Source organism: Mycolicibacterium madagascariense (assembly GCF_010729665.1).
Lineage (GTDB): Bacteria > Actinomycetota > Actinomycetes > Mycobacteriales > Mycobacteriaceae > Mycobacterium > Mycobacterium madagascariense.
The window spans coordinates 5,299,496-5,321,230 of the sequence record NZ_AP022610.1 but is presented as its reverse complement, the minus strand read 5'-3'; the positions used below and the strand labels follow the sequence as shown (position 1 = coordinate 5,321,230).

Annotated in this window: 25 protein-coding genes; 14 read left to right on the top strand and 11 right to left on the bottom strand. The window is 69.8% G+C overall.

Features of this window, described 5'->3' with window-relative positions; genetic code table 11:
• Window position 1: 1 nt before the first annotated feature.
• Window positions 2-529, bottom strand: a complete 528-nt coding sequence (locus tag G6N60_RS25255) for an Rv2240c family protein (protein WP_163742485.1) — start codon at window positions 527-529, stop codon at window positions 2-4.
• A 399-nt stretch (window positions 530-928) separates the two neighbouring features.
• Between G6N60_RS25255 and G6N60_RS25250 the strand changes: the two genes are divergently transcribed.
• From G6N60_RS25250 to G6N60_RS25240, 3 genes are read left to right on the top strand one after another with little or no spacing between them, the layout of a single operon-like run.
• Entirely contained in the window at window positions 929-1,618 is a 690-nt protein-coding gene (locus tag G6N60_RS25250; protein WP_163742483.1) for an MspA family porin, read from the top strand.
• Window positions 1,619-1,654: 36 nt separating this feature from the next.
• A complete protein-coding gene (locus G6N60_RS25245) occupies window positions 1,655-2,371 on the top strand; it encodes an MspA family porin (RefSeq protein WP_163742479.1) in 717 nt (238 codons plus the stop codon).
• A 12-nt stretch (window positions 2,372-2,383) separates the two neighbouring features.
• A complete protein-coding gene (locus G6N60_RS25240) occupies window positions 2,384-3,061 on the top strand; it encodes a hypothetical protein (protein WP_163744540.1) in 678 nt (225 codons plus the stop codon).
• Here the strand turns inward: G6N60_RS25240 and G6N60_RS25235 are convergent.
• Window positions 3,058-4,671, bottom strand: coding sequence for a methyltransferase regulatory domain-containing protein (locus G6N60_RS25235; protein ID WP_163742476.1), 1,614 nt, complete (start codon window positions 4,669-4,671; stop codon window positions 3,058-3,060). The genes G6N60_RS25240 and G6N60_RS25235 overlap by 4 nt on opposite strands.
• 241 nt (window positions 4,672-4,912) lie before the next feature.
• Here G6N60_RS25235 and G6N60_RS29070 point away from each other — a divergent pair, with 241 nt between their 5' ends.
• From G6N60_RS29070 to G6N60_RS25220, 4 genes are all read left to right on the top strand, one after another.
• Window positions 4,913-5,005 carry an Ms4533A family Cys-rich leader peptide gene (locus tag G6N60_RS29070; RefSeq protein WP_372511029.1) on the top strand — a complete coding sequence of 31 codons (93 nt, stop codon included), beginning with the start codon at window positions 4,913-4,915 and terminating at the stop codon, window positions 5,003-5,005.
• Window positions 5,006-5,119: 114 nt separating this feature from the next.
• Complete coding sequence (locus G6N60_RS25230) at window positions 5,120-5,806, top strand: MspA family porin (protein WP_246241024.1); 687 nt, start codon at window positions 5,120-5,122, stop codon at window positions 5,804-5,806.
• A gap of 51 nt (window positions 5,807-5,857) precedes the next feature.
• Window positions 5,858-6,616, top strand: coding sequence for an MspA family porin (locus G6N60_RS25225; protein ID WP_163742473.1), 759 nt, complete (start codon window positions 5,858-5,860; stop codon window positions 6,614-6,616).
• 27 nt (window positions 6,617-6,643) lie between these two features.
• A complete protein-coding gene (locus G6N60_RS25220) occupies window positions 6,644-7,303 on the top strand; it encodes a hypothetical protein (protein WP_246241021.1) in 660 nt (219 codons plus the stop codon).
• On the opposite strand, the gene G6N60_RS25215 is transcribed toward G6N60_RS25220, so the two are convergent.
• Complete coding sequence (locus tag G6N60_RS25215; protein WP_163742467.1) at window positions 7,300-7,692, bottom strand: hypothetical protein; 393 nt, start codon at window positions 7,690-7,692, stop codon at window positions 7,300-7,302. The genes G6N60_RS25220 and G6N60_RS25215 overlap by 4 nt on opposite strands.
• Window positions 7,693-7,797: 105 nt before the next feature.
• Entirely contained in the window at window positions 7,798-8,760 is a 963-nt protein-coding gene (locus G6N60_RS25210) for a ferritin-like domain-containing protein (protein WP_163742464.1), read from the bottom strand.
• A gap of 174 nt (window positions 8,761-8,934) precedes the next feature.
• Between G6N60_RS25210 and G6N60_RS25205 the strand changes: the two genes are divergently transcribed.
• Window positions 8,935-9,954, top strand: coding sequence for an iron-containing redox enzyme family protein (locus G6N60_RS25205; RefSeq protein ID WP_246241018.1), 1,020 nt, complete (start codon window positions 8,935-8,937; stop codon window positions 9,952-9,954).
• On the opposite strand, the gene G6N60_RS25200 is transcribed toward G6N60_RS25205, so the two are convergent.
• Window positions 9,934-10,107, bottom strand: a complete 174-nt coding sequence (locus G6N60_RS25200) for a CDGSH iron-sulfur domain-containing protein (RefSeq protein ID WP_163744534.1) — start codon at window positions 10,105-10,107, stop codon at window positions 9,934-9,936. The genes G6N60_RS25205 and G6N60_RS25200 overlap by 21 nt on opposite strands.
• 181 nt (window positions 10,108-10,288) lie before the next feature.
• Here G6N60_RS25200 and G6N60_RS25195 point away from each other — a divergent pair, with 181 nt between their 5' ends.
• Window positions 10,289-10,531: a DUF3072 domain-containing protein gene (locus G6N60_RS25195; protein WP_372510981.1), complete on the top strand. Its 243-nt coding sequence runs from the start codon at window positions 10,289-10,291 to the stop codon at window positions 10,529-10,531.
• Between the two features lie 18 nt (window positions 10,532-10,549).
• On the top strand, window positions 10,550-11,302 hold the full coding sequence (locus tag G6N60_RS25190) for a YqjF family protein (RefSeq protein ID WP_163742461.1): 753 nt from the start codon (window positions 10,550-10,552) through the stop codon (window positions 11,300-11,302).
• Here G6N60_RS25190 and G6N60_RS25185 read toward each other — a convergent pair.
• Genes G6N60_RS25185 through G6N60_RS25175 form a run of 3 tightly spaced genes read right to left on the bottom strand, consistent with a single transcriptional unit; the run spans window position 11,293 to window position 13,134 of the window.
• Window positions 11,293-11,952: an enoyl-CoA hydratase-related protein gene (locus tag G6N60_RS25185; RefSeq protein ID WP_163742459.1), complete on the bottom strand. Its 660-nt coding sequence runs from the start codon at window positions 11,950-11,952 to the stop codon at window positions 11,293-11,295. The genes G6N60_RS25190 and G6N60_RS25185 overlap by 10 nt on opposite strands.
• A 3-nt stretch (window positions 11,953-11,955) precedes the next feature.
• Window positions 11,956-12,585: a TetR/AcrR family transcriptional regulator gene (locus tag G6N60_RS25180; protein ID WP_163742456.1), complete on the bottom strand. Its 630-nt coding sequence runs from the start codon at window positions 12,583-12,585 to the stop codon at window positions 11,956-11,958.
• 51 nt (window positions 12,586-12,636) lie between these two features.
• Window positions 12,637-13,134 carry a lipoprotein LpqH gene (locus G6N60_RS25175; protein WP_163742453.1) on the bottom strand — a complete coding sequence of 166 codons (498 nt, stop codon included), beginning with the start codon at window positions 13,132-13,134 and terminating at the stop codon, window positions 12,637-12,639.
• A gap of 130 nt (window positions 13,135-13,264) precedes the next feature.
• Between G6N60_RS25175 and G6N60_RS25170 the strand changes: the two genes are divergently transcribed.
• Genes G6N60_RS25170 through G6N60_RS25160 form a run of 3 tightly spaced genes read left to right on the top strand, consistent with a single transcriptional unit; the run spans window position 13,265 to window position 16,670 of the window.
• A complete protein-coding gene (locus G6N60_RS25170; RefSeq protein WP_163742450.1) occupies window positions 13,265-14,167 on the top strand; it encodes a haloalkane dehalogenase in 903 nt (300 codons plus the stop codon).
• 12 nt (window positions 14,168-14,179) lie between these two features.
• Entirely contained in the window at window positions 14,180-15,421 is a 1,242-nt protein-coding gene (gene tgt, locus G6N60_RS25165; RefSeq protein ID WP_163742446.1) for a tRNA guanosine(34) transglycosylase Tgt, read from the top strand.
• Window positions 15,422-15,425: 4 nt separating this feature from the next.
• Window positions 15,426-16,670 (top strand): cytochrome P450, encoded by a 1,245-nt coding sequence (locus G6N60_RS25160; RefSeq protein ID WP_163742443.1) that lies wholly within the window; start codon window positions 15,426-15,428, stop codon window positions 16,668-16,670.
• A 7-nt stretch (window positions 16,671-16,677) separates the two neighbouring features.
• Here G6N60_RS25160 and G6N60_RS25155 read toward each other — a convergent pair whose 3' ends face one another.
• Complete coding sequence (locus G6N60_RS25155) at window positions 16,678-18,066, bottom strand: flavin monoamine oxidase family protein (RefSeq protein ID WP_163742440.1); 1,389 nt, start codon at window positions 18,064-18,066, stop codon at window positions 16,678-16,680.
• A gap of 39 nt (window positions 18,067-18,105) precedes the next feature.
• Between G6N60_RS25155 and hpnE the strand changes: the two genes are divergently transcribed.
• Window positions 18,106-19,470, top strand: coding sequence for a hydroxysqualene dehydroxylase HpnE (gene hpnE, locus G6N60_RS25150; protein ID WP_163742439.1), 1,365 nt, complete (start codon window positions 18,106-18,108; stop codon window positions 19,468-19,470).
• Here hpnE and G6N60_RS25145 read toward each other — a convergent pair.
• Window positions 19,467-20,237 (bottom strand): amino acid ABC transporter ATP-binding protein, encoded by a 771-nt coding sequence (locus G6N60_RS25145; RefSeq protein ID WP_163742436.1) that lies wholly within the window; start codon window positions 20,235-20,237, stop codon window positions 19,467-19,469. The two genes, hpnE and G6N60_RS25145, sit on opposite strands and share 4 nt — an antisense overlap.
• Window positions 20,234-21,709: an ABC transporter permease subunit gene (locus G6N60_RS25140; protein WP_220100374.1), complete on the bottom strand. Its 1,476-nt coding sequence runs from the start codon at window positions 21,707-21,709 to the stop codon at window positions 20,234-20,236. The genes G6N60_RS25145 and G6N60_RS25140 overlap by 4 nt, the downstream gene beginning before the upstream one ends.
• Window positions 21,710-21,735 lie beyond the last annotated feature (26 nt).

Here is a 21,735-nt window from a genome sequence, read left to right as displayed (position 1 = left end):
GTCAGGCATGCGTGCCTGCCGCCGCACAGGCTTGCTGAGCGTGGGTGGCGTCGTTGTTCATCTCGGCGACCGAGGTATCGAGGCTGTTGCCCGGAATGTGCACGGCCATCTTGATGAGGAGCCTGGTGGCGGCCCCGGACCACGACCGCATCGGATCGGCGATGCTCGGGTCGAGGTCGGGCGTATTCGCCGCGTCCGTCGCCACATCGGCCGCCTGGCGCAGGCCGGCCCGACCCGTCTCGTTGCTGGCCTGCACCGCGGGATCGTTGTAGTCAGACCCCTCGAAGGAATCGGCGAAGTCGCCGTAGTACTGCTGGGCACCGTCGAGCGCCTGAGCGAAGTTGCCGCACGCCGTCACCGCGGCGGGATGGGCGTCGTCGGACTCCGGGGCCGCGGCGACCTGAACGGGGCTGCCCGGGTCGGTGCCATCGCCGTCGTCGGCGAAAGCCGTTGGCAGAAAAGCACTTCCGAGGCCGAGGGCGATCAGCGACGCCGCCAGCGCCCGTGCACAGGTGTGGGATGCCCTCAAGATGTCCTCTTTCGTGATGCTGTTCTGGCTAGCAGGAGGCTACCTCCGCGCACCGGCGGCAGCGATTCCAACGCCGATGCCGGACGGCGGCGCTACGCACTCCGCGACACGATGCCCGTCCACCCTGTGGCAGTCGGGTAGCCGGAAGGTGAACGCCGGGCCAACCCCCGGCATCCGTAGAGGAGTTTCTCAGCAACGACCTGGTCGCTGCTCGCGGAGTCCACGCACCGGCAGGTCACCGTCGATGTCGAAGGGATCACGGCTGCGCGCATTGGATGCGAACGGGGCGCGGATCGTTGGCCTTCCGTTCACCCGGTGGCTACCCAGCCATTGGATGCTCCACCGCGACAGATCCGATGGATCCGCTGGGTTTCGATCACGAGAGGCGCCGATTCAATCATGTTGAACCGTTTTGCGACGCTGGCAGCTGTCTGCATTGCGATACCCGTTGGCACGGCGCCGGTGGCGTTGGCCGATCCGCCGGCCCCGGACCCGGCGATCCAGCCCGCCGCCGATCCGGCAGGCCCGCCGCCTCCTCCGGTGGACACCGGCGCGGTGCCCTCGGCGGCGCCCGGGATCCTGGACACCCCCGACGGGTGGCACCTCAGCGTGGTGGGCAGCAACGAGACTCAGCTGCCGGTCGCACCGCTGACGACGGCGATCTCCTCGCGGGAGTACCTGATCTCGGGAACGTTCACCGGCACGATCACCGGCGGCGGCAAGACGAAGTTGGCCGGTGGTTCGCTGGAGGCCGGCGAGCAAATCGGTTGCGGCATCATCTCCGACGAGGAGGAGATCAACCCGGGTGCCGCCGTCACCCCGGGTCTCGCGGCCGGCTTCCTGCCGTCGTTCAGCGCGGGCATCAGCTTGCAGGGCAAGGTCTACCTCAAGCCGGGCACGGTGACCACGGTCGCGCTGGACAAGAAGTCCTTCAAGGGAACGTCGACACGCATCACCCTGACCGGGGTGCGGGTCAAGACCGACACCTGCGCCGGTCAGTCGTTCATCCGCTCGTACGCGACGCTGACGAGTTCGACCGACAACACCGACGACGTCATCACCTACCTCGGCGTCACCAAGTCCGTCTAGCAGCCAGCCGTCCCCTATTTCGTGAAAGGCTTTGCCATGTTGAATCGTGTCGCCCTGCTGGCCTCGGCTTGCATGCTCACCTCGATGGGTGCGGCGCCGGTGGCGCTCGCCGATCCGCCCGCTGATCCGGATCCGGCGGTGGTGCCTGCTGCTGATCCGGGTCCGCCGCCGCCGGATGACGGTGTGGTGGCGTCCTCGCCGCCGGGGGTGGTGACCACGCCGGACGGGTGGGTGTTGACGGTGGCGGCGACCAATGAGACCGAGTTGCCGGTGGCGCCGTTGACCACGGCGTTGTCCTCGCGGGAGTACCTGGTGGGTGGCACGTTCACCGGCACGGTGACCGGGTCGGGCAAGACCAAGCTCTCCGGGGGCACGTTGGAGGCGGGCTATCAGATCGGGTGTGGCATCGAGCTGGGTCAGTTGCGGTTGATCGGGCAGGCCGGTGTGACGGTGGGTCTGGGCTTCACCGGGAGCGCCGCGGCGGGCGGGTTGACCGGCATCGGGTTGGGCAGCGTGCAGTTCCCGTTGTCGGGGACCATCGAGATCCACCCGAAGCCGGGTTCGGTGTCCACGGTGACGGTGGACAAGAAGTCGTTCAAGGCCGCCCCGGCGCGGGTGACGTTGAAGGACACTCACATCAAGGTCGATGGGTGCGTGGGTCAGTCGTTCCTGCGGTCCTATGCCACGTTGACCAGTTCGACCACCGACACCGATGACGTGGTGGCCTACTACGGCGTCACCAAGTCGGTCTAGGGCCGGGGCGTGATGGATCGCAATCGGTTCGCCGCTTCGGCGTTTGGGGTGCTGGCCGTGGGCGCGGCGCTCGCCTTCCCGGCGACCGCCGTCGCCGACGACGGCCCACCCCCGCCGCCACCGGCGCCGGGGGATCCGCCGCCGCCGGCCCCGGATCAGGGTCCGGTGTTGCCGTTGGTGGGGACGCCCCTGGGTGCCCAGGGCCTGGACATGCTGGCGCAGCGCGGGCAACCCGGGGTGCCGGGGGCGTTGGGCGCACCCCAGGTGGTGGGACTGGACGCGGCCAGCGTGCTGGGGCAGAACCCGGTGCCCGAGGCGCCCAACGGTCAGCTCGGGACGGTGCCGAACCTGAACGTGTTCAACAATGCCTATGGCGCACAGGAACTCAACGACGTGCCCTCCGCACCGGGGCAGGGCACCCAGTTCGGGGTGGCTCCGGGTGCGGAGAACGACGACGTGCGCAAGGGGACGTGGTTCGGTCGGTGGATCGATCTGCAGCGGGCGGGTCGCACCTATGGCGGGTTGGGTCAGGCGCCGCGTCAGCAGTTGGGTGAGCCGCTGCCCGGTACCGCACCGCCCCCGGGCACGGTGATCCCGCCGGGACTGGTGGACTACCTGCCCGACCCCGCCGACGGGCCCACCCCACCACCGGGACTCATCCTGCCCCCACCACCAGACCCCGCCCCCTAAGGCGGCGGATCGGACACGCGGAGCAGTCTCAGCTCGGCCAGCCGTTCGGGCAGTCCGTCGACCTCCTGGGTCAGGACTGCCCGAACGGTGTCGGGGTCGGACTCCTGCTCGTCGTCGAGCTCGATGCGAATCCTGTTCTCGCCGAACACGTTCACCAAGGCGTCGACGAGTTCGTCGCGATCCCGGCTGCCATCCAACAGCGGTAGCAGGTAGCGGTCCAGCGGCTCCAACGGCATGGTCTCGTGCCAGGGATTGACGACGAACGCCTCGGCGAGCGGGGCGGTCAGCTCGGCCATCAGCCGAGCCGGTTCGTTCAGGCGGATCGAGCCGGCCTCCGACGTCGGCGCCACCGGTTCGAGCCGGACCCGCGCATGGCCATGACCGATCAACCCCTCGAGCAGATCGTCGACCCTCGATTCGACCGGCGGCGCCTCGCTGCCGGCGGGGAGTTGGGCGCGTACCTCGTCGATCAACTCCCGCCGCGACAGCGTCCACGGCCAGCGCCGGTGCAGTGCCGCCAGCGCGGCCTTGGTGACGGGGTCGCGGGCGGACAGCGTGCCGGTGCTCGGATCGCCATAGTGCTGCACGGAGTCGTCGAACCGGGGCTCGGTCGTGAGCGGAGGGAGGAACGCGGCGACGTGGAGGCGCTCGAAGCGGTTGCGGTCCAACCGATGTCGGATGTCGGCGGCGCGTTCGCCGCGCACCAGGAGGGTCTCCCGGAACGCCCGGTTGAGCACGAAGTCGAGGTGCTGTTCGAGCAGCACGTGGTCGTGTCCGTACCTGGGCACCAGACCGTCGACGACGGCGGGACCGTAGTTCTGCGCGAACATGTACTCCAGTTGCGCCTCGGCGAGGTAGTCCAGTCCGTGGTCGCGGGCCCGCTGCACGAAGTCCCGGAAGTAGCAGGGGATGTTGTAGGCCTCGAGTTCCTCGTGCAGCAGGTAGTAGTCACCGGTCTCGGCGGCCAGCATTCGGTGGTCGGCCAGCGCCCTGGCCAGGACGCCGTCGGGTTGCGCCACCGACTCCAGGAAGTCGACGGCGTCGCGGGCGTGGCGCACCCGTTCGGCGGGGGACGCGTTGGGCGGCACCCGCAGCAGCATCGCGTCGCGCACGATCTCCTTCGCCTTCCAACCCGGATAGACGTTGTAGCTGAGGTACGCGACGCCCTGCGGGGCGAGCAGGTGACGGCAGGCGGCGAGGAGCTGGTCCTGCACCTCGCGGGGCACCCAGCTGTAGACGCCGTGACACACGACGTAGTCGAAGGCGCCGAGCCCGGACAGGTCCATCTGCCCGATGTCGCCGACGAGCAGTTCGACGTTCGCGAGCCCCAGCGCCCGGACCCGTTCGCGGCCCTGGGCGACGTGGACCCGGGACAGGTCGATGCCGACGACGCGTGCGTCGGGGTAGGTCGCGGCGAACGGGATCAGGTTGCCCGCGGCGGCGCAGCCGATCTCGAGCACGCGCGCGTGGGACAGCTGCGCGCACTCGAGACCGAACAGCCACGCGACGGCGGCGAGATGCCCTGGAGCCGAACGCGGATGCGAGTAGGACTCGTACGGGGCGTCGTCGTAGTCGGCCCGCAGCGCCTCGACGGGTCCGCGCTCAGTCACGGGCCGACCCGTCGTCCGCGGCAAAGATCAGCACGAGCAAATCCCTTGCCAGGAAACCCAACGCCGTTCGATCGCACGTCGATTGCCGTCGGGGTGGACGGGGCGCTGCGGCGGACCGGTAGACGGGCACGCACCTTGATACCCGTCGAAACCGATTCCCATCCTGGGAGCCCCTCGTGAGAACGTGGAAGCCGTTGGTACATCCCGCGCCTCGGGCTTGAAGCACTGGTACTCTCCCGCCATGTCCACAACGTCCGGCAGCACTCCGGGCCACGTCCTCGCGCTCATCGCGGTGGGACAGTGCGCGGTTGCCGACGTTCTCTGTTGCCGCTGACGCCGTCGTCGCGACGACCGCCGACTCCACGCCTCGGCTCCCGGCGTGACACCCGTCGCGAACATCCCTGCGCTCCAAAGCGGATCACCCCACCCATCGAAAGGCCCTCGAACCGTGAAGAACATCGCCACGCTGGCTGCCGTGTGCATAGCGATACCCGTTGGCACGGCGCCCGCCGCGTTGGCCGACCCCCCGCCGCCGGACCCGGCCGTGGAACCCGCCGCCGATCCGGCGGGCCCGCCGCCTCCTCCGGTGGACACCGGCGCGGTGCCCTCGGCGGCACCCGGGATCCTGGACACCCCCGACGGGTGGCACCTCAGCGTGGTGGGCAGCAACGAGACTCAGCTGCCGGTGGCGCCGTTGACGACGGCGATCTCCTCGCGGGAGTACCTGATCTCGGGCACGTTCACCGGCACGATCAGCGGAGCGGGCAAGACCACCCTGGCCGGTGGCTCGCTGGAAGCCGGCGAGCAAATCGGTTGCGGCATCATCTCCGACGAGACGGAGATCAACCCGGGCGCCAACGTCACCCCGGGTATCGCGGCCGGCTTCCTGCCGTCGTTCAGCGCCGGTCTGAGCCTGCAGGGCAAGGTCTACCTCAAGCCGGGCACGGTCACCACGGTCGCGCTGGACAAGAAGACGTTCAAGGGCAAGACCACCCGCATCACCCTGACGGGCGTGCGGGTCAAGACCGACACCTGCGCCGGCCAGTCGTTCATCCGCTCGTACGCGACGCTGACCAGTTCCACCGACAACACCGACGACGTCATCACCTACCTCGGTGTCACGAAGTCCGTTTAGCGACAATTGAATTCACCTTCGAGAAGAGACGACGCACCAGAGATGACGACCATGAAACGCACGACGCGCCACCGCCTCGCCATACTCGCCGCCGCCGGTCTGGTCGGGCCACTGACCGCGGTGGCGCCGGCGGCGCTCGCCGATCCGCCTGCTGGTCCGGATCCGGCGGTGGTGCCCGCTGATCCGGATCCGGCGGTGGTGCCTGCTGCTGATCCGGGTCCGCCGCCGCCGGATGACGGTGTGGTGGCGTCCTCGCCGCCGGGGGTGGTGACCACGCCGGACGGGTGGGTGTTGACGGTGGCGGCGACCAATGAGACCGAGTTGCCGGTGGCGCCGTTGACCACGGCGTTGTCCTCGCGGGAGTACCTGGTGGGTGGCACGTTCACCGGGACGGTGACCGGGTCGGGCAAGACCAAGCTCTCCGGGGGCACGTTGGAGGCGGGCTATCAGATCGGGTGTGGCATCGAGTTGGGTCAGTTGCGGTTGATCGGGCAGGCCGGTGTGACGGTGGGTCTGGGCTTCACCGGGAGTGCCGCGGCGGGCGGGTTGACCGGCATCGGTTTGGGCAGTGTGTCGTTCCCGTTGTCGGGGACCATCGAGATCCACCCCAAGCCGGGCTCGGTGTCCACGGTGACGGTGGACAAGAAGTCGTTCAAGGCCGCCCCGGCGCGGGTGACGTTGAAGGACACCCACATCAAGGTCGATGGGTGCGTGGGTCAGTCGTTCCTGCGGTCCTATGCCACGTTGACCAGTTCGACCACCGACACCGATGACGTGGTGGCCTACTACGGCGTCACCAAGTCGGTCTAGGACCGGGGCGTGTCACGTCGAGGGCGGTTGAGCGCCTTGGTCATTGGTGGATGGGCGTTGGGGACGGTGGCGTTGCCGGGGATCGCCCACGCCGACGACGGCCCACCCCCGCCGCCGCCGCCGGCGGACGCACCCCCGGCGCCGGCGCCGGATCAGGGTCCGGTGTTGCCGTTGGTGGGGACGCCCCTGGGTGCCCAGGGCCTGGACGTGCTGGCGCAGCGCGGGCAACCCGGGGTGCCGGGGGCGTTGGGCGCACCCCAGGTGGTGGGACTGGACGCGGCCAGCGTGCTGGGGCAGAACCCGGTGCCCGAGGCGCCCAACGGTCAGCTCGGGACGGTGCCGAACCTGAACGTGTTCAACAATGCCTATGGCGCACAGGAACTCAACGACGTGCCCTCCGCACCCGGGCAGGGCACCCAGTTCGGGGTGGCTCCGGGTGCGGAGAACGACGACGTGCGCAAGGGGACGTGGTTCGGTCGGTGGATCGATCTGCAGCGGGCGGGTCGCACCTATGGCGGGTTGGGGCAGGCGCCGCGTCAGCAGTTGGGTGAGCCGCTGCCCGGTACCGCACCGCCCCCGGGCACGGTGATCCCGCCGGGGCTGGTGGACTACCTGCCCGACCCCGCCGACGGGCCCACCCCGCCACCGGGACTCATCCTGCCCCCACCACCAAACCCCGCCCCCTAGGCCGGCGGACCGGGCAGCTGCATGTCGATGAGCCCGTTGAGGTCGTCGTCGGCCTTGTCGGCGGGCAGGGGCCGAACGGGCAGGACGATCGTGGGTCGCTCGTCGACTCCAGCGGCGTCGACCGGCGCGACGCAGCCCATGCCGAACTTCGTCGGGGTGGGCACTCCGGCATGCTGCACGCAGCAGTCCGAGACGACGGCGTCGTAGTCCTCGCCCGGCGCCGGGGTGGTGGTCGCGGTGCACGTGGAGTAGCCCTCCACATCGAATGTCGGTGCAGCAGAAGCGATTCCGCTCGATCCGATGAACAGCGCCGCAGTGCCCGCGAGGAATGGCAAGCCGAGCCGACGGCCCAGGCGGGACCTGCCGGGCGACGCCGAGAAGTTCGCCATGGTCGTTACGTTAGGTCACCGGGGCCGGAGGCGCGCCGAAGTCGCCGAAGACGGAAGGGACCCCCGGCGCGTTGCACCGGGGGTCCCTCGTCGCGATGGGTGTGACTAGCTGATGCCGACGACTTCCTGCGCGATCGCGGCGATGCGCGCCTGCGCGGCGGAAACGACGCCCTGACGCTGCTTGTGCGTCTCCTCGAACGCGAGGATGGTCCGCACGTCGGACGGCTCGGTCAGCTCCTTGATCGCGGCGACGGCCTGGCTCACGTTGAGCTCGTCATAGCCGTCGATCGGCAGCTCGGAGGCGTCGAGGACGCCCGCCGCGGTCCGCACGGCGTGCACGACGTCGGCCGACTGCTCGGCGCCACCGTCACGCATGACGCGCTCGGCGGTCTCGAGGGCCGCGTCGCGAGAGGTCGCCAGCGTCTTGGCGGCCAGATCGCCGGCCTGCTTGCCGCGGTTGAGCAGTTCGCCGATGGCCAGCGGGGTCGCGCGCACGGTCTCCACGGCGCGGTCGATCCCGCGCACCGACCAGTTCATCGGCACGTTGACGATCTGAATTGCCGCGCCCGCGGCGGCCTGCAGCGGCGTGCGGCGCAGCGCGGCGGGTCCACCGAGGGCGTCCTCGGCGAGGACGGTGGTGAGCCAGTCGATGGTCGCCGAGTGCGCGGTGATGAGCCGGGTGGCCAGCGCCTCGACGTCGGGCTGCTTGGCGGCCACGGCCAGGGCCTTGATGTAGCGGGCACGGTCGAACAGCTGGTGCTCGAGCGCGAGGTCGCCCAGGAGCGCCTCGTCGAACGGCTGCGCCTGCTCGGTGAGTGCCTTGACCGCGGCGGCGGCGCGCCCGAAGAACGGCCCGATCACGTCGGGATGGCCACCCAGGTCGCGGATGGCTGACTCGATGGACTCCGCCCGCGCGCGCCCGTTGGCGGCGTTCTGGCTGAGTTCCTTGCGCACGGCCTCGGTGCGGGCCTGCACCACGCGGGTCTCGGCTACCTGAATCTCGGTGTTGGTGAGATCCAACACGGCGCGCAGCTGGGCAATGAGGGTATTGATGCTGGTGGTCGTCATATGTGGTTCGCCCCTTCGGCGTTGATGATGTGTCTCGGCGCGGGGTTGCACCTGCCCCAATGCGTACCCGGGACGCAGTGGGGTAATCGTCTTCCCCGCCTTTGTGGGAGACATCTCAGTGAACGTGAACCAACGCCGGGGTTTTCATCGCGACGGCCCGGGTATGGGTCCCCGGTGACACTCGCTACTCCCACTCTCGCTCCGTCGCTGCCCACCGCGGTCGGCCCGCTGTCGGCCGCCGTGCTGGACACCATCACCGGCCGTCCGTCGCGACGCGGCCTGTACCGCATCGACGCGCCGCTGGGCGATTCCGACCCCTACGGCCTCGACCTGCAGCTGGCGCTGCACGTCTGCTACGAACTGCACTACCGCGGCTTCGACGGCGTCGACACCCGGTGGGAATGGAACCCCGCGCTGCTGCACCTGCGGGCGGCGCTGGAGGACCGCTTCGAGGAGGCCCTCGTCCGGGAGGTCGGCGAGATCGGTCCCGACGAGACCGCGGCGGCCGAGATGGCCGCGCTCTCGATCGAACCCGTTGACGGACAAGGTCTTTCGTACCACCTGCGCGACGAGGGCACGTGGGAGCAGATGCTCGAGTACTTCGTGCACCGGTCGATCTACCACCTCAAGGAAGCCGATCCGCACGCCTGGCTCATTCCCCGGCTCACCGGACACGCGAAGGCCGCGTTCGTGGCCGTCGAGTTCGACGAGTACGGCGCGGGTCACGGCGACCGGCTCCACCAGCGGCTGTTCTGCGATCTGCTCGGAGCCGCGCACCTCGACGACGGTTACCTGGCCTACCTCGACCACGTTCCCGCGGAGTCGTTGACCGTGGTGAACCTGATGTCGATGTTCGGGCTGCACCGCGGTTGGCGCGGCGCCGCGGTCGGTCACTTCGCGTCGACGGAGATCACCTCGCCGCCCGGGTCGCACCGGCTGGTGCAGGCCCTGCAGCGGCTGGGCGCACCGGCCGCCTGCGTGCGGTTCTACGCCGAGCACGTCGAGGCCGACGCCGTGCACGAACAGGTGGTCCGCACCGACGTCGTGGGTGACCTGCTGGCCAACGAGCCGCAGCTGGATCGCGACGTGGTGTTCGGCATCCGCGCCCGCGACCTGGTCGAGGAGCGCCTCGCGGACCACATGACCGACAGCTGGGCGGCCGGGCGTAGTTCGCTACGTCGAGGGCTCGTCTGACCTGTCGTCCATCCGGCGCTTGCGTCGGTGGCTGGTGTCGCACAGTGGGTAGGCCTTGCTGCGGCGGCACGTGCAGATGGCGACCAGGAAGCGGTCGGACTCGACGACCTCGCCGGTGGGAGTCTCGATGCGCACGGGTCCCTGCACCAGCATCGGCCCGCCCGCGGTGAGTCGCACGGTGCGGCGCTCGTCTTCGGTCGGCACGGATGGCCACCAACCCTTCTGATCTTCTCGTTCGATGGTCCTTCGTCACGGGGCGATTGCCCGGGGCCCGGCCTCGCGAAACCGTCACGGGAAGTGTTTCGAACGTACTTTCGACGGATATACGCCTGGCATGACGAACAGTGACACCACCAACGGAACCATGAACGACGACGCTCAGGCGCCGAACGAGACCGCCGAGAAGGACACCTCGGACTGGGTGACCGGCGGCGAGCCGATGACCGGTCCGCAGCGGTCCTACCTGCAGACGCTGGCCCAGGAGGCCAAGCGCGATCTGCCCGACGGGTTGACGAAGGCCGAGGCGTCGGACCTCATCGACGAGCTGCAGCAGGAAACCGGTCGGGGCCAGGGGTGACGAGCTGAGACCGGCCGCGTGAGCGGTTCGCTGCCCGCCGGCTTCGCGACGACCGCGCCGCCGCTGCCGCGGCCCGTGTTCACCCGGCAGCGGTGGAGCGACTTGGTCTTCCTGCACTGGCGGGTCGACCCCGACGCGGTGGCAGCGCTGTTCCCGCCGGGGACGCGTCCCGACGTCTTCGACGGGGCGACGTACGTCGGGCTGGTGCCCTTCGCGATGAGTGACGTAGCGCTGGGTGCGCCGTGGTCGATCCCCTACTTCGGACGCTTCCTCGAGACCAACGTCCGGCTGTACTCCGTGGACGACGACGGCCGCCACGGCGTGCTGTTCAGGTCGTTGGAGACGTCTCGGCTGGCCGTCGTGCCCGTGACCCGGGTGGGTCTCGGCACGCCCTACACCTGGGCCAGGATGCGCTCGGCCCGCACGGGTGACCGGTTGACCTACGAGAGCCACCGCCGACTGCCCCGGCGGGGACTGCACAGCCTGGTGTCCGTGGACGTCGGCGCCGCGGTCGCTCCCACCCCGCTTCAGACGTGGCTGACGGCGCGCCGGGGCGCGCACACCCGGACGATGGGCCGCACGTGGTGGGTGCCCAACGAACACCCGCCGTTCGACCTGTTCTCCGCCGACGTCGTGACGCTGGACGACGATCTGGTGACCGCCGCCGGCGTGACGACCGTCGGCGAACCGCTGCCCGCGCTGTACTCACCCGGGGTGTGGGCGCGCTTCGGACGGCCGACGGCCTTGGGGCGCGACCCGGTTCAGCCCTGACTCGTCAGCGCGGCGACCGCAGGGCCGAACATGGTCTGCTTGATGGCGCCGAGCGTGCCCTGGTCCTTCGCCCCGATGGGCGCGAGGAAACTGGTCGCGGTTGCGGTCACGGCGGATTCCTCGGCGGTGGCGTCCACCAGTCCGGTCTGCAGCGCGTCGGCGCCGCCGAAGCGGCGTCCGGTGGTCATGGATGCGACGGCCGCGGCGGGGGTCAGCTTGGCCTGGATCAGCGCGGCCATGCCTGGCGTGAAGGGGATGTGAATGTCGACCTCGGGAAAGCAGAAGTAGCCGCGGTCGACGCGCATGGCCCGGTAGTCGTGGGCGATCGCCAGCATGGCCCCCGCGCCGAAGGCGTGGCCGTTGAGCGCTGCGGCCGTCGGCATCGGCAGCGTCAGGATGCGGGCGAACAGCGCGTGGACGCGGCCGACGTAGAACTGCATCTGATCCCCGTGGGCCATCAGCCAGTCCAGATCCAGGCCGTTGGAGTAGAACTTCCCGGTTCCGGTGGTGACGAGTCCCGTTGCGCCAGAGGCGATCACGTCGTCGAGGTGGGCGTCGATCGCGTCGAGGAAGTCCAGCGAGAAGCGGTTCTCGTCATCGCCGAGGTCGAGTACGGCGATGCCATCGGCGTGGCGCAGGGTGGGGGACACGGGTCACTCCTTGGTGGTGGTGGTGGGTGGGGGCGGACCGTCGGCGAGAGTCGCCCGCACCGCCGATCCGAGGCGGACGCGGGCCCACTCGTCGTCGATGCGGTGGCGCGACAGGAGGAACGCGGTGGGCAGGTCGACGACGCACAGCGTGATGGCGTCGACGGCCGCGGCGTCCCCACGGTTCCACAGCGTGCGTGCCAGTCGGACCAGGAGGGCGACCAGCTCGGCGTCGAGCGCGGCGAGTTCGGCGCCCACCGCGTCGGAGACGCCGTCGCCAAGCAGCTGAGTTCGGTTGACGCGCACCAGGAGTCGCGCGGACTGCGGGTGGCGGCGGTAGTAGACCGCGGGGGCGTCGGCCGCCGCGACGACGGCGTCGACGGGATCGGCGGCCGGGCCCGAAAGCGCAGCCTCGACGAGATCGCCCTGTACGCACAGGAATCCGCGCGCTGCGCGCAACCACGTCTGGGCGACGAGGTCCGCGCGGGAGCCGAAGCTGTGGTAGATCGCCCCGTTGGAGACGCCGGCCTTGCTCGCGACGGCGCGGGTGGTGACGCCCGCGGGCCCGGTCGCCACGGCCAGCGACTCGGCGGCGTCGAGCACCAGATCGCGATCGTAGAGGCGGGGCCGGGGCACCCGGGTACCGTAACAGAGCGATTGCTCTGTTACCAATGCGCCGCCAGCGGGCTAGGGGCAGGTGAAGTCCAGCTCGAAGGGCTTCTTCACCGGCTGCAGCGGGTTCGACATGTCGATGCCGACGGCGTTGCCGGTGATCTTGTAGCTCTTGTCCTGCTTCTGCGCGGTCGCATCACCCTGGCCGGCCGCCACCGCGAGCGTGACGCCGTTGACGTTGCCCAGTGCGACCGACGTGACCGACGGTGAGTCCCCGTCGCCGAGCACGGCGGCGATACCCGTCGTGCCCTGGCCGATCGCGACGTTGACGTGGCCGGCCGCCGTGGCGCACACGACGTCGCCGGCGATGTCCTTGGGCTGACCGTCGATCGTGACCTTGGTGCCACCCGAACTCGCCTGCGCCGAACTCGAACTGCTCGACGCCGACGACGACGCGGACGACGACGAACTCGAGCTCGACTGCGATGACGACTTCTCCCCCGACGAACACCCCGCCGCGGCGACGATGACGATCGCGGCACCTCCCGCGACGACCAGCAGACCTTGCCTCATAGTGCTCCCCTTCGTCGTGCGCCCTTCAAGATCAACGGGGCGTCCACCGCAGTATGGAGCGCGGTCCACCCGGGGGCGTGGGAATCACCGAATTGCCGCACGGCAGATCGCAAAGAGTAGCTTCACCACCATGGAGTCGTTGCGCACCCCCGACGCCCGCTTTGCCGGCCTGACGGACTTTCCCTACTCCCCGCGGTACTGCGAGGTCGACGACCAAGAGGGTGGGCGGCTGCGCGTCGCGTGGGTGGAGGACGGTCCCGCGGACGCCGACCCGGTGCTGCTCCTGCACGGCGAACCGTCGTGGTCGTACCTGTACCGCCGCATGATGCCGATCCTGGTGGCCGCCGGACACCGCGTCGTCTGCCCGGATCTGGTCGGGTTCGGCCGCTCGGACAAGCCCACCGCCATCGCCGACCACAGCTACGCGCGGCACGTCGAGTGGATGCGGGCCGTCGCCTTCGACGAGCTCGACCTGCAGCGGGCGACGCTCGTCGGTCAGGACTGGGGCGGTCTCATCGGATTGCGCCTCGCGGCCGAACACCCCGAACGGTTCGCGCGGATCGTGGTCGCCAACACCGGCCTGCCGACGGGCGACCTGCCGATGCCCGAGATCTGGTGGCAGTTCCGCAAGGCCATCCAGGAGCTGCCGCAGATCGAGGTGGGCCGGTTCGTGCAGTCCGGCTGCGCGCGCCCCATGAGCGACGAGGTGCGCGCCGCCTACGACGCGCCCTTCCCCGACGACTCCTACTGCGCGGGCCCCCGCGCGATGCCGGGGCTGGTGCCGACGTCGCCGGACGATCCCGCCAGCGCGGCGAATCGAGCGGCGTGGAAGACGTTGTCGGACAGCCCGACTCCGATGTTGGTGGCCTTCAGCGACGGTGATCCGATCACCGGCGCGATGGCGCCCATCTTCGTCGAGCAGATGCGCGGCGCGCGGGGCGTGGAGCATCCCACGATCCACGATGCCGGACACTTCCTGCAGGAGGACGCGGGGGAGGAGCTCGCCGAGGCGATCGTGCGCTTCCTGATGTGAGAATCTATCGCCGTGAGCACCCCGCCCCCGCAGTACTTCGACGTCGAGGCTGAGCTCCCGGGAACGTCCGGTAGGGCCGGTGTCATCCACACCCCGCACGGCGACATTCGCACCCCGGCGTTCATCGCCGTCGGCACGGCGGCGACCGTCAAGGCGGTGCTGCCCGAGTCGATGAAGAGCGTTGGGGCACAGGCGATTCTGTCGAATGCCTACCACCTCTACCTGCAGCCGGGGCCGGACGTCGTCGACGAGGCGGGGGGACTCGGGGCGTTCATGAACTGGCCGGGCCCCACGTTCACCGACAGCGGCGGCTTCCAGGTGCTGTCCCTGGGAGTCGGTTTCAAGAAGGTGCTGGCGATGGATGCCGGCCGCGTCCAGGCCGACGACGTGATCGCCGAGGGCAAGGAACGGCTGGCCCACGTCGACGACGACGGGGTGACGTTCCGGTCGCACACCGACGGCTCGCTGCACCGTTTCACCCCCGAGGTGTCGATCGGCATCCAGCATCAGCTCGGGGCGGACATCATCTTCGCGTTCGACGAACTGACCACGTTGATGAATACCCGCGGCTACCAAGAGGATTCGGTGCGGCGCACGCACGACTGGGCGGTTCGGTGCCTCGCCGAACACCGTCGCCTCGGCGTGGTGCGCGCCGACAAGCCGCCGCAGGCGCTGTTCGGCGTCGTGCAGGGCGCGCAGTACGAGGATCTGAGGAGGCAGGCGGCGCGCGGTCTGACCGAGATCGTCGACGCCGAGGGCCGCGGCTTCGACGGCTACGGCATCGGCGGCGCGCTGGAGAAGCAGAACCTCGCGACCATCGTCGGGTGGGTCACCGACGAGCTACCCGACGACAAGCCGCGGCACCTGCTCGGCATCAGCGAGCCCGACGACCTCTTCGCCGCCGTCGCCGCGGGGGCCGACACGTTCGACTGCGTGTCGCCGTCGCGGGTCGCCCGCAACGCCGCGGTGTACTCGCCGACGGGCCGGTTCAACATCACCGGCGCCCGCTACAAACGCGACTTCACCCCCATCGACGCCGACTGCGACTGCTACACCTGCGCCAACTACACGCGGGCCTACCTCCGCCACCTGTTCAAGGCCAAGGAGATGCTGTCCGCCACGCTCTGCACGATCCACAACGAGCGGTTCGTGATCAGGATGGTCGACCAGATCCGTGCGGCGATCATCGCCGGCGAATTCGACGAGCTGCGCGACCACGTGCTGGGTCGGTACTACTCGACGCGCGCACAATAGGAGCATGACGCAGACCGTCGACCCGCAGGCGCTCCTCGTACAGCTGCTGGACCCGGCCAACCGGGCCAACCCCTACCCGGTGTACCGCGAGGTGCTGGCGCGCGGCCCGCTGCCGCTGCCCAAGAACAACCTGGTGGTGTTCTCCTCGTTCGCCGACTGCGGCGACGTGCTGCGCCACCCGGAGTCGGCCAGCGACCGGCTCAAGTCGACGGTCGCGCAGCGCGAGATCGCCAAGGGCGCGACCCCGCGCCCGCTCGGGCAGCCGGGCTTCCTGTTCCTGGATCCGCCGGACCACACCCGGTTGCGCAAGCTCGCCCAGCAGGCGTTCGCGCCGAAGGTGGTCAGGTCACTGGAGCCCGACGTCGAGGGCATGGTCGCCGGGCTGCTCGACGCCGTGGCCGACGCGGACGGCTTCGACGCCGTCGCCGACCTCGCCCATCCGCTGCCGGTGGCCGTCATCTGCCGGATGCTCGGCGTGCCGCTCGCCGACGAGCCCGAGTTCAGCCGGGCATCGGCGCTGCTGGCGCAGGGTCTCGATCCGTTCAGCACGATCACCGGTGCGTTGCCCGAGGACTTCGCGGCCCGCCTCGAGGCCGGCCGCTGGCTGCGTGGCTACCTCGCCGACCTGATCGCCGAGCGGCGCGCCGCCCCGCGCGAGGACCTCATCTCGGCGTTGATCGCCGCCGAGGAGGACGGCGACCAGCTCACGACCGACGAGTTCGTCGCCACCTGCAACCTGCTCCTGATCGCGGGCCACGAGACCACCGTCAACCTCATCGCCAACGCGATGCTGGCGATGCTGCGACATCCGCGGTACTGGGCCGAGCTGGCGGCGGATCCGCAGCGGGCGTCGTCCATCGTGGAGGAGACGCTGCGGTGGGATCCGCCCGTGCAGTTGGCGGGGCGGATCGCCGCCGAGGACATGACGATCGGTGAGACGCCGGTGCCCAAGGGCGACACCATGATGCTGTTGTTCGCTGCGGCGCAACGGGATCCGGCGGCGTTCGAGCGGCCGGACGTGTTCGACCCCGATCGGGAGGGACTGCGGCACTTGGCTTTCGGCCACGGCGTGCACTTCTGCCTCGGCGCGCCGCTGGCCCGGTTGGAGGCCAGGATCGCGCTCTCCGCCGTGACGGCGCGCTTCCCGACGGCCCGGCTCGCCGCCGAGCCGACCTACCGCCCCAACGTCACGCTGCGCGGGCTGGCCACCCTCCCGATTTCTCCCGCGAGCAGACGTAAACGGCCCTGAAACGGCCCTATCGAGGGCCCTTTGCGTCTGCTCGCGAGGAGATACTGAGCACGACGGCGGCCGCGGCGCGCTCGCCCGCCTCGACGGCACCCTCCATGTAGGCGCTCCACCGCGTGGCGGTATCGGTAGAGGCCCAGTGGATGGCGCCGATGGGCGCGCTGAGCGCGGACCCGAAGTTCGTCCACACCAGCGGACCGTGGTTGGCGTTGTAGCAGCCGCGGGTCCACTGCCGTTCGGACCATTCGCCGTCGAGGTAGTGAGCGGGGCGCGCCGCCTTGGCGCCGAAGTGCTGCACCAACTCCGCGGTCAGCGCGGTGCGGCGCTGCTCCTGCGGCAGCCGTCCGAACGTGCGGGCCTGCTCGCCCTCCAAGAACAGCAGGAGCACGCCGCGCCCATCGCCGGGATGGCCGCTGTCGTTCGACATCCGGGCCGGGCCGACGTCGGAGATGAGCTGACCGTTGAAACCAGCTGTGCGCCAGAAGGGTTCGTCGTAGACGAAGAACGCCTTCATCGCCGAGCCGTTCGGTGACCGCTGAATGAGCTGGTCGCGGACGCCGGGCAGCGGCGGGTCGTACATGATGCGTCCCGCCAACGTCGGGGAGATCGCGACGATCACCCGGCGCGCCAGCACGACGAGCCCGCCGCGGCAATGCACGGTGACCCGGTCGGCGTCGTGCTCGATCAGCAGCACGGGCGAGTCGAGCACGAGGTGGTCGGCGATCAGCTCGGCGAGCCGTCTGGTGATCTCGCCGGTGCCGCCGACGAACCTCGTCGTCTGGGCGCCGCCCTCGGACTCGGCGAACAGTTCGGCCGTGACGCCGCACGTCTGAATCGTGAACAGCAGGTGCAGGAACGACAACTCGGCGGTCGGCACCGCCAGGATGCCGACGGTGCAGATCTCCAGCAGGGTCCTGGCCACCGGCGAGAGCCCCTGGGCGTCATACCAGGCGGCTGCGGTGATCGCATCCCATTCGTGGGCCCGCGGCGCCAGCCACGGCGCCTCGACCGGCACGTCGGCGGCGAGTTCGTCGAGGCGGCGCAGCACGCGTTGCAGGTCGGCCAGCTCGGCGGCATGGCGATCGTGAAAGTCGTTCTCGCCCAACACGTCCGGACTGCCGATCTGGTACGACGTCTCGCCCTCGTCGTACTGGGCGAAGGTGTCCACGCCCAGTTCGGCAGCCAGCCGGAACATCCGCTCGTGGGTGTCGCCGATCCACTGCGCGCCGAGATCCAGAGGCACCCCGTCGACCACCTCGGTCAGGATGCGTCCACCGACCCGCTCGTCGGCCTCGAGGACGACGGGCACCAGCCCGGCGGCGAGCACCCTTCTGGCGGCGATCATGCCCGAGAGGCCGGCGCCGACGATGACGACGTCGGCTTCGCGGGGCGGTGCCATGGCTTCACTCTCCCAGACCGCCGCGCGTACGTTGGCGGGATGGCCGCCGAACGCGCACGGTACGTCGTCATCGGCGGTGGTGTGGCGGGTCTCGCGTCGGCCGTGTGGCTGGCCGAAGCGGGCCACGACGTCACGCTCCTCGAACGGCGCGGACACCTCGGCGGGCGCACCCATGCGATGCGCGCCGAGCGGGTCGACGATCTGCCCGACAACGGTCAACACGTCATCGCCAGCGGCTACGAGCATCTCTTCCGCTACCTCACCAGCATCGGCACCCGGCAGTTCGTCGCCTTCCCCGCCACCTCGACGCTGCGGTGGCCGGACGGCCGCAAGGTCGTCGTCCGGACCACGGGGTTCGGCGCGGTACGCCAGCTGTTCGGCGTGCATCCCGACGCCGGGGTGCACGATCGGCTGCGGGCCGCGCGGGCGACCGTGCGCCTGGGCTGGCAGGCCCTGCACCCGCCCGCGGACCTCGGGGACCTGACCACCGAGCAGTGGTTCACCAGGGTGGGCATGCCTTCGCCTGCGCGTGAAGCGCTGTGGGATTGGTTGGCGCTCGGCATCGCCGCCGAGCCCGTGTCACAGGGGTCGGCGAAGGTGTTCGCCAAGGTGCTGGCCACCGGGTTCCGCATGGGTGTGCGGCATCGTCGCGCGATCACCATCGGCTACCCGACGGTGGACCTCGACACCCTCCTCGTCTCGGGTGCGCTGTCGTTCTTCGCCGCCCACGGGGTGCGGGTGCGCTACCGCGCGGTGGCGCGCCGCATCCGGATCGAGGGCGGCGCGGTCACCGGTGTGCAGCTGACCGACGGCACGGTCGTGCCCGCCGACGGCGTGGTCTGCGCCGTGCCCAACTCGAACGTCGGCGGACTGCTCGACGACCTGCCCGAGCATGCCGAAATCGATTCAGCGGCAGACACGTTGAGCTACACGCCCATCGTCAGCACCAACCTCTACCTGGACCGGCCACTGGGGACCGAGTCCGCCTTCGAGGGGCTCATCGGTGGCACGGGTGTCATCGACGAGGTGTTCGACCGACAGCTCATGCACGGCAGGAGCACCGAGCGCGGGTGGCTTTACTGCCTGACGACCAGCGGGGCCTACGAGCAGATCCACCGCACCAGTGACGCCATCGTCGCCGAGCAACTGGCATTGCTGCGCCGGTACTACCCGGCCGCCAGGGACGCCGAGGTGCTCGAGGCGCAGGTGGTCAAGATGCCGCGGGCCACCTTCTCACAGGTGGTCGGCATGGATTCGCTGCGTCCACCCCAGCGGACGTCGGTGCCGTCGCTGGTGCTGGCCGGGGACTGGACCGCCACCGACTGGTCGGCCACCATGGAGAGCGCGGCCCAAAGTGCCTCCGCCGCAGTGGAACTGCTCCTTGCGAGGAAATACGAGGCCTAGAGCGGGTTGAGGATCCGGTCGAGGAACTGGCGGGTGCGCTCCTCCTTCGGATCGCCGATCACCTCGTCGGGCGTGCCGCGTTCGAGGATGAGGCCGTCGTCGGTGAAGAGCACCTGCTGAGACACCTGCTTCGCGAACTGGATCTCGTGGGTGACGATCACCAGCGTCCACCCCTCGACGGCGAGATCCTTGATGACGGAGAGGACTTCGCCGACGAGCTCGGGATCCAGCGCGGAGGTCGGCTCGTCGAACAGCAGCAGCTGGGGTTTGAGCGCCACTGCCCGTGCGATGCCGACGCGCTGCTGCTGACCGCCGGACAACTGATAGGGGTAACGGTCCTGCTTGTCGGCCAGCCCGACCTGATCGAGCAGGGCGACGGCCTCGGCGACGGCTTCGTCCCTCGGCCGCTTCTGCACGAACACCGGGCCCTCGATCACGTTCTGCAGCACCGTCCGGTGCGGAAACAGGTTGTGGCCCTGGAACACGAAACCGCTGCGGGACTGGAACCTTCGCACGTCGGGCTTGGACACGGGTGTGCCGAAGTCGAGTTCGACGTCGTCGACCCTGATGACCCCGGCGTCGGCGCGGTCCAACGCATTCAGGGTGCGCAGCAGTGTCGTCTTGCCGGAACCGGACGGCCCGATGATGGCGGTCGCGGTGCCGCGCCGCACCGTGAACGAGACCCCCTTGAGCACCCGATTGGCGCCGAACGCCTTCTCGACGCCCGCGGCCACCACCCGATACTCGTCCTCGGCCGAACCGGTCATCGCGCCACGTACCTCTCCAGTCGGTGTTCCAGGCGGTTCTGGCCGAATGACAGCACCAGGCAGATCACCCAGTAGTACACGGCGGCCGTCCCGTAGAGCGCGAAGAACTCGAACGTCGGCGCCGCCGCGACCTGTGCGGTGCGCAGCAGTTCGGTGACCAGGATCGTCGACGCCAACGAGGTGTCCTTCACCAGCGAGATGAGGGTGTTGGACAGCGGCGGGACCGCCACCCTCGCGGCTTGCGGCAGGATGATGCGCCGCAGCGCGCCCGCGTAGTGGTAGCCGATGGTCTCGGCGGCCTCCCACTGACCCTTCGGAATGCTCTGGATCGCCGAACGGATGATCTCGGCGGCGTAGCCCCCGACGTTGATGCTGAACGCGATGACCGCGGCCGGGAACGGGTCGAGCTTGATGCCGGCCTGCGGCAGCGCGAAGAAGATGATGAAGAGCTGCACCAGCAGCGGGGTGCCGCGGATGATCGAGATGTAGAAGCGGGCGACGCTGGAGATCACCCGGTTCGACGACAGCCGACCGAGCGCCACGATCAGCGCGAGCACCAGGCCGATGACGAAGCTGATGACCGTCAGCGGGATCGTGACCGTGATCGCCGCCTTGGCCAGCGGCCACAGGTTGGCGCCGATGAGTTGCCACGCCGATCGGGTCGCGGGTTGCGCGCCGCCTGCCGCCGGGCCGCCGGACGCGTCCGCCTTGAGGTACTTCTGCGAGATCGACGCCAGTGTGCCGTCGGCCCGCAGTTCGTCGAGCGCTTTGTTCAGCTCGGGCAGCAGACCGCTGTTCTTGCGGGCCGCGAAGGCCTGCTCACTCCGCTGGGGAATCGTCGCCGCGATCTTCACCGACTGGTCGTTGGTCTCGGCCTGGTAGGCGTGGAAGGCGATGCTGTCGTTGACCACGGCGTCGACGCGACCCTGGTTGAGCAGGGTGATCGCCTGCGTGAATCCCTCGACGGGAGCCAGCGTCGCGCCGGCGTCACGGGACACCTGGGCCCAGTTGCTGGTGACGGTCGCGCCGACGGTCTTGCCCTTGAGGTCGGCCACCGACCTGATCGAGTCGTCGTTCGCGCGGGTGATGACGACGCCCTCCCCGACCGAGTAGGGCTCCGACAGGTCGTACTTGCTTGCGCGCTCCGGGGTGATCGTCACCTCGTTGGCGACGACGTCGAAGCGGTTGGCCTCGAGCGCGGCGAAGATGGAATCCCAAGGCGTCTGGACGAATTCGACCCTCTTGCCGAGCTTGGCGCCCACCGCGTTCGCGACGTCGACGTCGTAGCCGGCCAGTTTCCCGGTCGCGGGGTCCTGAAAACTGAACGGCGCGTAGGTGCCCTCGGTGCCCACTCGGAGCACTCCGGAGGACGGTGTGGTCTGCCCCGCGTGCTGGCTCGACCCGCACGCGGCGGCGGCGAGCGCGACGAGCAGCAGCAGCGCCGGCACAGCTCTGCGGAGGTGGTAGCTCACCGGCGGAACCTAGCAAGCAGCTGCCA

Coding starts and splice junctions, on each gene's coding strand:
- G6N60_RS25170 (WP_163742450.1), top strand. CDS start 13,265: ATGGAGTCGTTGCGCACCCCCGACGCCCGCTTTGCCGGCCTGACGGAC.
- G6N60_RS25225 (WP_163742473.1), top strand. CDS start 5,858: ATGAAACGCACGACGCGCCACCGCCTCGCCATACTCGCCGCCGCCGGT.
- hpnE (WP_163742439.1), top strand. CDS start 18,106: ATGGCCGCCGAACGCGCACGGTACGTCGTCATCGGCGGTGGTGTGGCG.
- G6N60_RS25245 (WP_163742479.1), top strand. CDS start 1,655: ATGTTGAATCGTGTCGCCCTGCTGGCCTCGGCTTGCATGCTCACCTCG.
- G6N60_RS25215 (WP_163742467.1), bottom strand. CDS start 7,692: ATGGCGAACTTCTCGGCGTCGCCCGGCAGGTCCCGCCTGGGCCGTCGG.
- G6N60_RS29070 (WP_372511029.1), top strand. CDS start 4,913: ATGTCCACAACGTCCGGCAGCACTCCGGGCCACGTCCTCGCGCTCATC.
- G6N60_RS25195 (WP_372510981.1), top strand. CDS start 10,289: ATGACGAACAGTGACACCACCAACGGAACCATGAACGACGACGCTCAG.
- G6N60_RS25200 (WP_163744534.1), bottom strand. CDS start 10,107: ATGCTGGTGCAGGGACCCGTGCGCATCGAGACTCCCACCGGCGAGGTC.
- G6N60_RS25210 (WP_163742464.1), bottom strand. CDS start 8,760: ATGACGACCACCAGCATCAATACCCTCATTGCCCAGCTGCGCGCCGTG.
- G6N60_RS25145 (WP_163742436.1), bottom strand. CDS start 20,237: ATGACCGGTTCGGCCGAGGACGAGTATCGGGTGGTGGCCGCGGGCGTC.
- G6N60_RS25240 (WP_163744540.1), top strand. CDS start 2,384: ATGGATCGCAATCGGTTCGCCGCTTCGGCGTTTGGGGTGCTGGCCGTG.
- G6N60_RS25160 (WP_163742443.1), top strand. CDS start 15,426: ATGACGCAGACCGTCGACCCGCAGGCGCTCCTCGTACAGCTGCTGGAC.
- G6N60_RS25250 (WP_163742483.1), top strand. CDS start 929: ATGTTGAACCGTTTTGCGACGCTGGCAGCTGTCTGCATTGCGATACCC.
- G6N60_RS25175 (WP_163742453.1), bottom strand. CDS start 13,134: ATGAGGCAAGGTCTGCTGGTCGTCGCGGGAGGTGCCGCGATCGTCATC.
- G6N60_RS25155 (WP_163742440.1), bottom strand. CDS start 18,066: ATGGCACCGCCCCGCGAAGCCGACGTCGTCATCGTCGGCGCCGGCCTC.